The organism is Achromobacter piechaudii NBRC 102461, from assembly GCF_001571245.1.
In the GTDB taxonomy this organism is placed as follows: Bacteria; Pseudomonadota; Gammaproteobacteria; order Burkholderiales; family Burkholderiaceae_B; genus Achromobacter; species Achromobacter piechaudii.
In genome coordinates this window covers 280,073-292,917 of sequence record NZ_BCTK01000014.1, presented here as the reverse complement: position 1 = coordinate 292,917, position 12,845 = coordinate 280,073, and the positions used below count along the sequence as shown (strand labels likewise).

The window sequence follows — 12,845 nt, the reverse complement described above, 5'->3', positions numbered from 1 at the left end:
CCCCGATGAACCATCCCGCTCTGCCATGCTTGCGCGTCGCCGTCCTGGGTGCGGGAAGTTGGGGCACCGCGCTGGCGGCGGCCGCCAGCCGCCGCCACCCCACCGTCCTTTGGGCGCGCGACGCCGCGCAGGCCGCCGACATGGCCGCCTCGCATGAGAACGCGCGCTACCTGCCGGGCATTTCCCTGCCCCAGTCCCTGAATTTCTCGTCCGACCTGGACGCCACGCTGCGCAGCTTGCAGGACGAAGGCGCGCGTCGCCTGATCGTGCTGGGCGTGCCCGTGGCCGGTCTGGCCGCCACCTGTGGCGAACTGGCCCGCCGCCTGCCGGCTTTGGGCTTGCAGGACACTCCCATCGTCTGGACGTGCAAGGGCTTTGAAGCCGACACGGCCAGGCTGCCCCACGAAATCGTGCGCGAAGCGCTGCCCGACGCGATCGGCGGCGCCTTGTCCGGCCCTTCCTTTGCCCGTGAAGTGGCCCAGGGCCTGCCCGTGGCCCTGACCGTGGCCAGCACCCATAACGCATTACGCGAAGCCACCACCGCCGCCCTGCACGGCGCGGCGCTGCGCGTCTACGCCAGCTCGGATCTGGTCGGCGTGGAAGTGGGCGGCGCGTTGAAGAACGTGATCGCCGTGGCCTGCGGCATCGGCGACGGGCTGGCGCTGGGCACCAACGCGCGCGCCGCGCTGATTACCCGCGGCCTGGCCGAAATGACCCGTTTCGGTGTCGCATTGGGCGCGCGGGGCGAGACCTTCGCCGGCCTGACCGGCCTGGGCGACCTGGTCCTGACCGCCACCGGCGAACTCTCGCGCAACCGCCGCGTGGGCCTGGAAATCGGCGCCGGCCGCAAGCTGGCCGACATCCTGGCCAGCGGCATCACCGCCGAAGGCGTGCGCTGCGCGCGCGCCGCGCGTGACCGCGCTCGCGCCATCAATGTCGAACTGCCCATTACCGAAGCGGTTTGCGCCGTGCTGTTTGACGGCGTCGCCCCCATGACGGCCGTGTCCGCCCTGCTGGCGCGCGACCCGCGCGACGAAAGTGTCCACGGCAGCGGTCCGCTGGATGAGTCGTTGGGCGGCCATCTCTGATTCCTTCCTGACAACAAAAAACCTGCCCATCCCGAGGAGACATCCTTCATGACGCATACCCGAAAATTGCGGGTCGGCCCGCTTCTGCGCGGCCTGTGCCTCAGCCTGGCCGCCGTGTTGCCGGCCGCCGCCCAAGCCGATTGGCCCGAACGGCCGATTCATCTGGTGGTGCCCTTCCCGCCCGGCTCGTCGCCGGACATCCTGGCGCGCACGATCTCCGAACCGCTGTCGCAGGCGCTGGGCCAGCCCATCGTGGTGGACAACAAGCCGGGCGCGGGCGGCAACATCGGCACGCGCGTGGTGGCGCAGGCCAAGCCGGACGGCTACACGCTGCTCTACACGATCAACGGCCCGCTGGTCACCGCGCCCACGCTGTACAAGAAGACGCTGGGTTACGACCCGCTCAAGGACCTGGCGCCGGTCAGCCTGGTGGGCACCAGCCCCAACGTGCTGGTCGTGCCGGGCAGCCTGAAGGTCGATAACGTCCAGGACTTCGTCAAGCTGGTCAAGGGACGCGGCAATTCGCTGAACTACGGCTCGGTCGGCGCGGGCAGCTCCGCGCATCTGGCGATGGAAATGTTCAAGGAAAGCGCGGGCGTGGACCTGGCGCACATTCCGTATTCCGGTTTTCCGCAGGTCATCACCGCCATCATCAGCGGCGACGTGCAGGCCGGCTTCATGGTGCCCGCCATCGCTGTGCCGCAGTCGCGCGACGGCAAGGTCAAGCTGTTGGCCGTGACCAGCCTGCAACCGAGCGAGGCGCTGCCGGGCGTGCCCACGATGGCATCGCAGGGCTATCCCGACTTTGAAGCGATTTCATGGAACGCGGTGCTGGTGCCGGCCGGAACGCCCACACCCATCATCGAACGGCTGAACAGTGAATTGGCCCGTGTCATCAACAGCGACGCCGTGCGCAAGCAACTGGCGCTGCAATACTTCACGCCCGCCCCCTCCACGCCCGAAGCCCTGACCGCCCGGATCAAGAGCGAAACTGCGCGTTGGGACCAGGTGATCGACAAGCTGAAGCTGTCGCTGGATTGATGCGCTTTGGCCGGGACCGGGCGCGGCGTGAACCGCCCGCCCTGCCTGGCCCCCTTCGAACGGCCTACGACCCGCCTTCGAACCCCTGCTGACGCCACGCTTCGAACACCGTCACCGCGACGGCGTTGGACAGGTTCAGGCTGCGCTGGCCGGCGCGCATCGGCAGCCGCAAGCGTTGCTGCGGCGGGAACATCGCCTGATGTTCGTCCGACAGCCCGGCCGTTTCGCGGCCAAAAACGAATACGTCACCCGGTTTGAAAGCGATGTCCGCCACGCTGCGTTGCGCGTGCGTGGTCAGCGCATAGATGCTGCCAGCGTCCGCACCCGTGTCGTCCAGCGCTTCTTGCAGCGTGTCGTGCACCCGCACGGGTTGCCACTCGTGATAATCCAGCCCGGCGCGCCGCATGCGGGCATCATCCAGTTCGAATCCCAAAGGACGCACCAGGTGCAGTTGCGCGCCGGTGTTGGCGCAGAGGCGGATGGCGTTGCCGGTATTGGGAGGGATCTCGGGGCAGACGAGGATGACGTGGAACATGGCGGATAGGGAGCGATGACAGCCTGCGGCGCCAGAGTGGCCGCACGGGGGGATTGTCGCCGATTTGCAAGGCGGCCGCGCGCAACGGGTGCTTGCCCGCCGTCGCCCCGCTGGCGGTTGCCTGTTGCTGGCGAGCCGTCGTTCACTGCCTGTCGCCCTTCGCCCTTCGCCCTTCATCCTTCGCCCGTTGCCGGTCGCCCATTGCCCTTTGCCCGTCGCACGCATCCCTGGCTTGGACAGCCACGCCAGCCGGCCCGGCGTCACGACGGTGTCCGCGCGGCCACCAGCACCGTCACCCCGGTGGCGCCCGCCGCCTTCAGGGCCAAGGCAGCGGCCTGGACGGTGCTGCCCGTGGTCATGACGTCATCCACCAACGCCACATGCCGCCCCCGCACCAGAGGCGACGCGACGAACAAGCCGGCCGCCACCTGTCGCCTGGCGCGCCGGCTCAGGCCAGTCTGACGCGGGGTTTCGCGTTGCCGGCGCAGCGCCTGCCGCAACAGCGGCGCGTCCAGGTGCAGCGCCAGCCCACGGGCGATCTCAGAGGCGGGGTTCATGCCGCGCGCGCGCAGCGATGCTCGGCTGGCTGGCACGGGCGCCAGCAAGACGCCCTGCGGCAAGCCGCCCTCGCGCACGATGGCATCGGCCAGCAGCCTTGCCAGCACCGGCGCCATGCTCAGGCGCAGCTGGGTCTTGAGCATGCGGATCAGCGCATCGGCGGGAGGCGCGTAGTCAAAGGCCGCGATCGTCCGCCCGTAGGCCCGAGGCGCGCCCAGGCACGCCGGGCAGATCGAAGCGGTGGCCGGCAGCCGCAACGCGCAGCGCGGGCAACGCGGCCGCGCGCCGGGCGGGGCCGCCACGATGTCATCCGCGCAACCGCCGCACAAGCGCGCCCCCGTCACCCGAGCCCCGCAGAGCGGACAATCGCAGCCCACGCGGGACCCGAGACGCCGCCCCAAGGTCAGTAGGGACAATCGGGGCCAGCGGCCGGGATGCGCAATAATGGATGCCATCCCTCATGTAACCATGTTCCGCCCCGTGGCCAAGACGCGGGCGTGACCGAAATGTCCCTGCCAGAATCCGCACCGCTTCCCTCTCTACCCATCGTCAGCGCCGACGTGCCCCGGCAGTTCGCCCGCCGTGGCGACTTGTCCGACGCACAATTTCTTTACGGCGAAGTGGCCCGTCGCATGCTGGGCCGCCTGCAATACATCCGGGTGCAGCCTCAGGCGATGCTGGATGCGGGCTGCGGCGCGGGTGACAACCTGCCGCTGCTGCGGGAACGCTATCCCGAGGCCGCCTATACCGGCCTGGACAATTGCGAACCCCTGCTGGAGCTGGCCAAAAAGCGCCATGCCCCGGCCGGCCTGGGCGCCTGGATCGGCAAGCTGGCGCGACGCGGCCCCACCGCGCCGACGTTCGTCAACGCCGATCTGGCCGAAACCGGCCTGCCCCCCGAATCGCTTGAGCTGGTGTGGTCCAACCTGGCCATGCATTGGCACCGCGCCCCGCATGCAGTGCTGGCCGAGTGGCGGCGGATTCTGAAAGTGGGCGGATTGGCGATGTTTTCCTGTCTCGGGCCGGCCACCCTGCGTGAACTTCGGCAGGCGCTGACCGATGCCGGCCTGTCCACCGCGACCCCGTCATTCGTGGATATGCACGACTTCGGCGACTTGCTGGTGGAAAACGGCTTTGCCGACCCCGTCATGGACCAGGAGATCCTGACCCTGACCTACCGCAGCCCCGAAAAGCTGCTGGCGGACGTGCGTGCGTTGGGTGGAAACCCCGCCGAGGGGCGTCGCGGCGGTCTGGTGGGGCGCGACTGGCGCGACCGCCTGTGCGCAGCGCTGGAGGCCCAGCGCCGCCCGGACGGGCTGATCGCGCTGAGTATTGAAGTGGCTTATGGGCATGCGTGGCGCGCCGCGGCGCACCGGACGGTAGCGGGAGAAACCCGCCTGTCCGTCAGCGCGATCGGCGGACGCCAGCGCGGCAACCCCTGACGGTAGAGCCATCGCCCGCCTGCGCGCGCCACCTACCTGTGTGACGCCCGCAGGCCAGGACTTAGTGCAAGCGTTCCGGCAACGGCACCGCGACGCCGGGCTCGGAGGCAGACAAAGGCTGCATGGGCTCGGAGTTGGCGCGGATGCGCCGACGCAATACGGCGGTCGGTTCCGCAGGCGGGGCCGACACCGATTCGCCACGCCAGGCGTGCGACATGGCGTCAACCACCAGCGGCAGGTCACGCAGCCGATGGAATTGGCTGCGCAGCCAGCGCGCGTCGTTGCCGCTGCGCATGGCCTCGTCGCGCAGCGCGGCGATCATGTCGCCCGTACCGAGCTCCTCGGCCACCGGCATCAAGCGTTGGAACAGCGCGCGCAGATGGTCCATCAAGCGCAGACGCTGGCCGTCCGGCGTCACATAGCTGCCCTGCAAGCCAAAACGGCAAGCCTGGAAGTGGTTGCTGCGGTAGGACAGCCACGCGCTGTCGCTGGGATCGTCCTCGCGCATCAGCAGCACCGCCAGCGCTTGTGCGAACGCGGCGATCTGGCAGGCGCGCTCCACGGTCAACGGCGTGTCGCAAACGCGGATCTCGACCGTGCCGAATTCCGGCTTCGGGCGGATATCCCAATACAGGTCCTTGATGCTCTCGGCCAGGCCGTAGGCGCGCAGCTGCGACAGATGGGCTTCGAACTGGTACCAGTCCTTGACCTCGGGCGGCATGTGACCAGCCAGCGGGAAGCTGTTGACGGCGTTCAGACGCGAACAAGAGAACAGCGTGTCCACACCTTCGCAATACGGCGAGGACGCCGACAGCGCGATGAAGTGGGGTACGTAGGGCGAGAGCCGGCGCAGCAGCTTGATGGAATCATCGCCGCTTTGAACACCCAGATGGATGTGCTGGCCAAAAACAGTAAATTGACGCGCCAGGTAACCGTACATTTCGGCCAGGTACTGGAAGCGCGGGGTGTCCGAGATGGACCGTTCTTGCCACCGCATGAAGGGGTGGGCGCCGCCACCGGCAACCGACACACCGACGGCATCTGCCGCTTCGACCAGGGCGTCGCGCATCTCGCGCATTTCGGCCAACAGGCCCATGGGGTGCTCGTGCACCGACGAATTCAGTTCAATCATGGACCGCGTGATCTCGGGTTTGACGCGGTCGGCAATGGGGTGATTGGCCATCTGGGCCAGCAGCTCGTCAGAGGCTGCGGTCAGGTCAAAAGTGCGGGGGTCGATCAGTTGCAACTCAAGTTCGATGCCCAGGGTGTTGGGGGCCGACGAAATGAACGGGATCGGTTCCATTCCGGACTCCTTTGAATGTTTGATGAGGGGACGCGCCGTTCGACCTTGAAGCCCGGTAACTTCCCGGGGGGCACTAGACGGCGGCTTGTGAAACGGATGATAGCCGCAGGTTTGTGGCAATAAGATTGAAAATCGTGACATTTGTGTGCAACATCGCGTAGCACACGGTTTTGCCCTCTGAGAATTAGTGAGCGAGCACTTACAACTCAGGAACGGCGCGGGTCCCCGGCCGATGGCGGTCGCATCGGCAGTGATCATGCGGTTTTCGAGGGTGGGTGGGATAACCCTGAATCGGGTTATCCCTGATCAAAAACAGGGGCGCGCGCCCCTTATTTGCGCCAGAAAATCGGGGTGAAAAGCACCAGCACGGTCAGCAATTCCAACCGGCCGATCAGCATGGCGAAGGTGCAAACCCAGATCTGGAAATCGGACAGGACGGCAAAGCTGCCCATCGGTCCAACGGGCCCAAGCCCCGGCCCCGTGTTGTTGATACTGGCGAAAATGGCCGAGAACGCCGTGATGGGATCCAGGCCCGACAGCAGCAGCAGGCTGGTGAACACGGCAATGGACAGCCCGTAGAACAGCATGAAGGCCAGCACGGACGACATGGTGCGCGTCTCGACCGCGCGGCCGTTGATGCGCACCGGGCTGACCGCGTGCGGATGCAGCATCGTCACGAGCTCATTGCGGGCCTGCTTGACCAGCAGGATCGCGCGGATCATCTTGATGCCGCCCCCGGTGGACCCGGCCGACGTGGCGAAGCCGGACAGCAGCAGCATGGTCAACGGCGCGAACAGGGGCCACTGGGCGAAGTCCGTATTGGCGTAGCCCGTGGTGGTCGCCATGGAAATCGTGTTGAACATGCCATAGCGCAGCGCTTGCAGGGGCTCGCTGTAGACGCCCTTGATGTACAGAAACACCGAAATGACCAGCCCCACGCCCAGCACCACGACCAGGTACGGAATGGCTTCAGGACACCGCACATAGGCGCGCGGGCTACGTTGGCGGAAGGCGTTGAAGTGGGTGGCGAAGTTGATGCCGGCGATCAGCATGAACACCATGGCGACCATTTCGACCGCCACGGAATCGAAGTGGGCGAATCCGTCATCCCAGGTCGAGAACCCGCCCAGGCCCATCGTGGTGGCCATGTGGCACCAGGCCTCGAACCAGGACAGCCCCACGGCCCGGTAGGCCAGAAAGCACAGGATCGAGAACACGAAGTACACCGCGTACAGCGCCTTGGCGGTGCTGGCAATGCGCGGGGTGAGGCGTTCGTCCTTCATCGGGCCGGGCGTTTCGGCCCGCACGACCTGGTGGCCGCCCACCCCCAGCAAGGGCAGAATCGCCACGGCCAGCACCAGGATGCCCATGCCGCCGATCCAGATCAGCGTGGCGCGCCACAGATTGATCGACGCGGGCAAGGTGTCCAGATTGGTCAGGACGGTGGCACCGGTGGTCGTCAGCCCGGACATGGCTTCGAAGTAGGCGCCCGTGAATGACAGGGGCAAGCCGGCCCGGTGAAAGTACAGCATCAGCGGAATCGAGGCCAGCAGCGGCAGGCCCGCCCACACCGCCGACACCAGCACGAAGCCGTCGCGTGCCCGCAGTTCGCAGCGGCTGCGGCGCGTGATGGCGGCAAGACCGCCGCCGATACCCAGGGAAATCAGGAAGCCGTGCAGGAACGCATCGCGCGCGGCGTCGCCACCCACATACGCGATCAACAGCGGGATCAGCATGGTGAGCGCGAACATCACCATGGTCAGGCCCAGGATATAAAGGGTGCCCAGAACGCGCTTCATGAAAGCCTACCCGGCGAGGCCCGGCCCACGGCGGAGCTTGAAAAGTGTGCGCATCAGAAAAAGGATGCCGAAACTTGGAACAGCTTTTCCACGCGCGGCATCTGGCGGCGCGAGGGCACGAAGACGATCACGTGGTCGTCCGTTTCAATGACGGTGTCGGCGTCGGGCAGGATGATTTCATCTCCCCGCACCAGTGCGCCGATGCTGGCGCCCTTGGGCAGGCTGATCTGGCCGACCGGCCGGCCCACGACCTTGGAGGTGGAGCGGTCGCCATGGGCAATGGCTTCAAGCGCCTCGGCCACGCCCTGGCGCAAGCGGTGCACGGCGGCCACGTCGCCGCGCCGCACGTGCCTCAGCAGCTCGCTCATGGTCGCCTGGGACGGGGATACGGCGATATCGATATGGCTGCCCTGCATCAGCTCGCCATAGGCCTGGCGGTTGATCAGCGCGATCACCTTGCGCGCGCCCAGGCGTTTGGCCAGCAGGGACGACATGATGTTGTCCTCGTCGTCGCTGGTCAGCGCGAGCCAGGTGTCCATGTCTTCGATGTTCTCGCGCTCGAGCAGGGCTTCGTCAGTGCCGCTGCCGTGCAGGACCAGTACGCTGTCGGGCAGCTGCGTCGCCAGGTATTCGCAACGCTTGAGGTCACGTTCGATGATGCGGACGCTGTATTTTTCTTCGGCCAGCTCGCGGGCCAGACGTAATCCGATGTTGCCGCCGCCTGCGATCATGACGCGGCGCACGGCGCGTTCGGCCTCGCGCAACTGGCGCACGGCGCGCCGCGCATCGCGCGAATCCACCACCAGCACGACTTCGTCGCCCGGGGCGACAACGGTGCCGCTGCCGGCGCGCAGCGGTCGCCCGCCGCGCAGCACGTCGATCACGCGCGCCTTCACATCGGGCCAGACGTCGCGCAGCTTGTCGACGGAGGAATGCGCCATCGGGCTGCCATGGCCCACGCGCACGGTCACGACGGAAACCCGGCCCTCGGCGAATTCCACGACCTGCAAGGCTTCGGGAAATTCAATCAGGCTATGCAGGTAGGTCGTGACGCTGCGTTCGGGGCTGATCAACGCGTCGATGCAAAAGCCCTCTTCGCTCATGAGTTCCGGGTGTTCCGGAAACTCGGCCGAGCGGATGCGGGCGATGCGACGGGGGACGTTGAACAGCTGGCGGGCGATCTTGCACGCCACCATGTTGGCGGCGTCAGAGGCGGCACAGGCGATGAAGAGGTCGGTGTCGGCCGCGCCGGCGGTCTCAAGCACCGACACTTGCGAGCCATCGCCATGGACGACGCGCAAGTCAAAGTGTTCCTGCAAGTACCGAAGTTGAGTGGCGTCGGTATCCACCACGGTGATGTCGTTTTGCTCGGACACCAGGTTTTCGGCCACGCTGGTGCCTACGCGACCAGCGCCCATGATCAGGATTTTCATGTGCTGCGCTTGCGCGCCGACTCGATGCCCAATTGCTTGAGCTTGCGATACAGGTGGGTGCGTTCCAGGCCGGTGCGCTCAGACACACGCGTCATGCTGTGGCTTTCGCGGACCAGGTGGTATTCGAAATAGATGCGTTCGAACTCGTCGCGCGCTTCGCGCAGGGGCTGATCCAGCGAAATGCTGCCCAACTGGCCGTTGGACGTGACCGGCACTTCGTTGGCGGGCGCCGTGGTCAACACGGGCGGATCCAGCTCGTCTTCCAATGCCACGGCCGGGCTGACGGCAGCGGGGTGCGCGGCGACCGGCGCCGGATGCGGGGCGCGTCCACGCGCCAGGCCAGCGGCCACCGTCTTGAGCAGGCGTTGCAGCGTAATGGGCTTTTCCAGGAAATCCATCGCGCCGATGCGCGTGGCTTCGACCGCCGTGTCGATGGTGGCGTGGCCGCTCATCATGATCACGGGCATGTCGAGCAGCCCTTGCGAGCCCCACTCTTTCAGCAAACTTACGCCATCGGTGTCGGGCATCCAGATGTCCAGCAACACCAGATCAGGACGCATGCGAAGGCGAGCAGCGCGCGCTTGCGCCGCGTTTTCGGCCAGTTCGACCGTGTGTCCTTCGTCGTAAAGGATCTCCGACAAAAGCTCGCGTATACCGACTTCGTCGTCAACCACCAGAATTCTGGCCATAAAGCATCCACCTATTGCGTAGCCGCATTATCCTTTTCTTGCGCGGTCGCGTCCATAGTATCTGCCCCGGTAGTCGTCGCCAACCGGGTCAACAAGATGGAAATCCGCGCCCCCCCTTCCTTGCGGTTCGCAAGGTCGATACGTCCGCCGTGCTCTTCAACGATCTTGCGCACGATTGCCAATCCTAACCCAGTCCCGTGGGACTTTGTGGTTACGTAGGGCTCGAACGCGCGCTGCATCACCTGCGCCGGAAAGCCCGGCCCGGTGTCCGCAACGGTAAATCTGAGAGCCTGCTGGTCGGCCCGATCGGGCTGTTCGCTGCGCATCAACTGCGTCGTCACGCTGACCCGGCCCTGCCCGCCCATTTCGGCGATGGCGTCGCGCGCATTGGACAGCAGGTTGTGGATCACCTGGCGCAGCTGGGTCGGGTCGCCCTCGATGTCGGGCAGGCCTGGCGCCAGCGAGACGTCCAGGTTCAGCGCCTTGGCCGCGCCGCGCGAAACGCCGCCATCCGGCTCCCAGCCGTACAGCGACAGCACGTCGGCCACCAGCGCGTTGAAGTCGATGCGCTGCATCACGGCGGGCGGCGTGCGCGCATATTCGCGGAAGTCGTCCACCATCTGCTTGAGCGAGGCCACCTGGTTGACGATGGTGTTGGTGGAGCGCTGGACGATCTGCGCCTCGGCAGGCTGCAACTTGCCTTCCAGCTTCATCGCCAGGCGTTCGGCGGACAGCTGAATGGGCGTCAGCGGGTTCTTGATCTCGTGCGCAAGGCGGCGCGCCACCTCGCCCCAGGCCACGGTCCGGTTGGCGGAGATCACTTCGGTAATGTCGTCGAACACCACCAGATAGCCGTTGCCGCGCCCGTCCACGCGCAGATGGGTGCCGCGCGCCAGCAGCGTCAAGGGCTGCGGCGCGATGGGCGCATCGCCCTGGGCCGGCCCGATTTCAAACTGCTGCTGCCAGTGCTGGCGTTCGGAGCCGACCGCGGCGTGGGTGGAAAACGCCTGCCGCACGATGTTCGCGAATTCAAGCATGCCGTCTACCGTTTCCAGCGGCCGACCGATGACTGATCGCAGGTCCACCCCCAGAATCGTCTGGGCGCCCTGGTTGACCGTCGTGACGCGGAACGACTCGTCAAACACCAGCACCCCGGACGACAGGTTCGACAGCACGCTTTCCAGATAGACGTTGGAGCGCTCCAGCTGCTGGCGATTGCTTTCGACCATGCGGCGCGCTTCGTCCAGCTGACGCGTCATCGCGTTGAAAGACCGCGTCAACTGGCCGACTTCGTCGCGCTCGGGCGGTTCAGGCAGCGGCCGGTAATCGCCCACACCCACCGCCTGCGTGCCGCCCGCCAGACTGAGCAGCGGGCGCACGAGACGCTTGGACAGCGACAGCGCCACCGCGATGGCGCCGAACGCGGCAAGCAGCAGCGCCAGCGTCAGCGTGATGCCATAGAGCTTGCGCAGCCCCAGCCGCGACAGCGCCAATTCCTGGTAATCCCGAAAACCCTGCTGAACTAGATTGGCGTTGTGCGCGATCTGTTCCGGCACGGGTTGCAGCAGTTGCAGCCAACGCGGCTCGGACGCCGCACCCAGCAGATTGTCGTAGCGGTCCGGCCCGGTCAACGGGATCACGACCCGCAGATGCAGGCCGCCTTCGGCGCCCGGCGTGACGGGGTCATCGGCCTCGGCGGCGGAATAGCCGCGCGCCAGACGCAGCTGGTTCATGACGGTGGACGGCGGCATCGCCGGCAGCAACTGGCCGTACTGGCTGGTCGAAAACGCCACCATGCGGCCGCTGCCCGTGAACACCATGGCCTCTTGAACGCCGTTGGCCTCGCGCAGCCGGGTCAGCGCCAGCGTCACGCCGCTATCTGTATTGCGATTCAGTTCCACCGCCATGGAGCGGGCGCGCGCGTCCAGGTCCGCCAGCAGGGAATCGAGCGCCGCGCGGCCCAGGTTCAGGCCGGCTTCCAGCGCGGTGTCCACCCGGACGTTGAACCAGGATTCAATAGAGCGCGACATGAACTGCACCGACACGGTGTAGATCAGGGCGCCCGGCACCACGCCGATCAACGCGAAGGCCAACGAAAAGCGCGCGGTCAGCCGCGCGCCAAATTGACGTCGCCGGATCTGGCGCGCCAGGCGGACGGTCAGCGCCACCACCCAGATGAACAGCGCCAGCGCAAAGATGCCATTCAGCACAAGCAGGGTGTCGTAGTAGCGCGCAAAGCGCGACGCATTGCCGGTAGACCATGCCAGCAGGCCCAGCAACGCCAGGCCACTTACCGCCCCCACCATCAGGGCCAGCCGAAGCAATAGCCTCATGAGGGATCTTTCTCCTGATCGCTCAACATGAACGAGAATTCCATCCAGGGCGTGCCCTGCGCCCACGAACTGCTGTTCAGCGCGTTGACCTGGAACGGCCGGGGCAAGAGCGAGGTATCCAGGCGCAGCCGCAGCTGTCCGCCATAGAGCACGCCGGCATCGAAGTCGGCCGCATCGGCCACCGACCAGTTGCGGATATGCCGGATGACGCTCATCGCGTCGTCCAGTGAGGCCACCGGGAAGGACAGCTCGCCCACCCCAGCCCGCCATTGCCGCGTCAGCGCGTTATAGACGACCCGCCAGGTGCGGGAGGTGTCCACCAGCGACTTGTCGAACCACCACCAGCGCTCGCGCGTCATGGTGAGATCCGCCGTGAAATACAGAGGGACGCCGCGCTGGGCGGCGTCCCGTAACTGCTGGTTCAATTCGAATTCGATGTCCGCATCGATCTCGAGCTTGCCATTGCGAACGGCGGGTTCCACTCGCGTCACCCTCGGCTCGGCGGCATGAACGTCGCCGCCCGGCACGGAACAAAGCAAGGTAGATACCAGCAACAACCCTAGAAATAAACGCGAAATAGTGGACATACGACACCGCAACACCGTCATGCCCCTATTCTTGGTG

11 protein-coding genes are annotated in these 12,845 nt (G+C 66.3%); 3 read left to right on the top strand and 8 right to left on the bottom strand.

The annotated features are described in order from the left end of the window. The first annotated feature begins 5 nt into the window (after nt 1-5). Both API01S_RS26095 and API01S_RS26090 read left to right on the top strand, forming a co-directional pair. Nucleotides 6-1,088 carry an NAD(P)H-dependent glycerol-3-phosphate dehydrogenase gene (locus API01S_RS26095; protein ID WP_061306512.1) on the top strand — a complete coding sequence of 361 codons (1,083 nt, stop codon included), beginning with the start codon at nt 6-8 and terminating at the stop codon, nt 1,086-1,088. Nucleotides 1,089-1,136: 48 nt separating this feature from the next. Then, nucleotides 1,137-2,129, top strand: a complete 993-nt coding sequence (locus API01S_RS26090) for a Bug family tripartite tricarboxylate transporter substrate binding protein (protein ID WP_061306511.1) — start codon at nt 1,137-1,139, stop codon at nt 2,127-2,129. A gap of 64 nt (nt 2,130-2,193) precedes the next feature. Here API01S_RS26090 and API01S_RS26085 read toward each other — a convergent pair whose 3' ends face one another. Together API01S_RS26085 and API01S_RS26080 are read right to left on the bottom strand one after the other, a co-directional pair. After that, nucleotides 2,194-2,664, bottom strand: a complete 471-nt coding sequence (locus tag API01S_RS26085; RefSeq protein WP_006216248.1) for a tRNA (cytidine(34)-2'-O)-methyltransferase — start codon at nt 2,662-2,664, stop codon at nt 2,194-2,196. A gap of 260 nt (nt 2,665-2,924) precedes the next feature. Continuing rightward, a complete protein-coding gene (locus API01S_RS26080) occupies nt 2,925-3,524 on the bottom strand; it encodes a ComF family protein (protein ID WP_322788549.1) in 600 nt (199 codons plus the stop codon). A gap of 204 nt (nt 3,525-3,728) precedes the next feature. On the opposite strand from API01S_RS26080, the gene API01S_RS26075 reads away from it, so the two are divergent. Then, complete coding sequence (locus API01S_RS26075) at nt 3,729-4,664, top strand: methyltransferase domain-containing protein (protein WP_061306510.1); 936 nt, start codon at nt 3,729-3,731, stop codon at nt 4,662-4,664. Nucleotides 4,665-4,725: 61 nt separating this feature from the next. On the opposite strand, the gene API01S_RS26070 is transcribed toward API01S_RS26075, so the two are convergent. From API01S_RS26070 to API01S_RS26045, 6 genes are all read right to left on the bottom strand, one after another. After that, entirely contained in the window at nt 4,726-5,967 is a 1,242-nt protein-coding gene (locus tag API01S_RS26070) for a YbdK family carboxylate-amine ligase (RefSeq protein ID WP_006216251.1), read from the bottom strand. Nucleotides 5,968-6,296: 329 nt separating this feature from the next. After that, nucleotides 6,297-7,766 (bottom strand): TrkH family potassium uptake protein, encoded by a 1,470-nt coding sequence (locus API01S_RS26065; protein WP_006216252.1) that lies wholly within the window; start codon nt 7,764-7,766, stop codon nt 6,297-6,299. A 53-nt stretch (nt 7,767-7,819) separates the two neighbouring features. Next, a complete protein-coding gene (trkA, locus tag API01S_RS26060) occupies nt 7,820-9,199 on the bottom strand; it encodes a Trk system potassium transporter TrkA (protein WP_006216253.1) in 1,380 nt (459 codons plus the stop codon). Then, nucleotides 9,196-9,888 (bottom strand): response regulator, encoded by a 693-nt coding sequence (locus API01S_RS26055; RefSeq protein WP_006216254.1) that lies wholly within the window; start codon nt 9,886-9,888, stop codon nt 9,196-9,198. The genes trkA and API01S_RS26055 overlap by 4 nt, the downstream gene beginning before the upstream one ends. Nucleotides 9,889-9,899: 11 nt before the next feature. After that, on the bottom strand, nt 9,900-12,221 hold the full coding sequence (locus tag API01S_RS26050) for a sensor histidine kinase (RefSeq protein WP_061306509.1): 2,322 nt from the start codon (nt 12,219-12,221) through the stop codon (nt 9,900-9,902). Next, on the bottom strand, nt 12,218-12,829 hold the full coding sequence (locus API01S_RS26045) for a DUF4390 domain-containing protein (protein WP_039882460.1): 612 nt from the start codon (nt 12,827-12,829) through the stop codon (nt 12,218-12,220). The genes API01S_RS26050 and API01S_RS26045 overlap by 4 nt, the downstream gene beginning before the upstream one ends. Nucleotides 12,830-12,845 lie beyond the last annotated feature (16 nt).

Excerpts from the sequence above, each read along its gene's own strand:
- API01S_RS26095 (WP_061306512.1), top strand. The coding sequence starts at position 6 with ATGAACCATCCCGCTCTGCCATGCTTGCGCGTCGCCGTCCTGGGTGCG.
- API01S_RS26090 (WP_061306511.1), top strand. The coding sequence starts at position 1,137 with ATGACGCATACCCGAAAATTGCGGGTCGGCCCGCTTCTGCGCGGCCTG.
- API01S_RS26085 (WP_006216248.1), bottom strand. The coding sequence starts at position 2,664 with ATGTTCCACGTCATCCTCGTCTGCCCCGAGATCCCTCCCAATACCGGC.
- API01S_RS26075 (WP_061306510.1), top strand. The coding sequence starts at position 3,729 with ATGTCCCTGCCAGAATCCGCACCGCTTCCCTCTCTACCCATCGTCAGC.
- API01S_RS26070 (WP_006216251.1), bottom strand. The coding sequence starts at position 5,967 with ATGGAACCGATCCCGTTCATTTCGTCGGCCCCCAACACCCTGGGCATC.
- API01S_RS26065 (WP_006216252.1), bottom strand. The coding sequence starts at position 7,766 with ATGAAGCGCGTTCTGGGCACCCTTTATATCCTGGGCCTGACCATGGTG.
- trkA (WP_006216253.1), bottom strand. The coding sequence starts at position 9,199 with ATGAAAATCCTGATCATGGGCGCTGGTCGCGTAGGCACCAGCGTGGCC.
- API01S_RS26055 (WP_006216254.1), bottom strand. The coding sequence starts at position 9,888 with ATGGCCAGAATTCTGGTGGTTGACGACGAAGTCGGTATACGCGAGCTT.
- API01S_RS26050 (WP_061306509.1), bottom strand. The coding sequence starts at position 12,221 with ATGAGGCTATTGCTTCGGCTGGCCCTGATGGTGGGGGCGGTAAGTGGC.
- API01S_RS26045 (WP_039882460.1), bottom strand. The coding sequence starts at position 12,829 with ATGACGGTGTTGCGGTGTCGTATGTCCACTATTTCGCGTTTATTTCTA.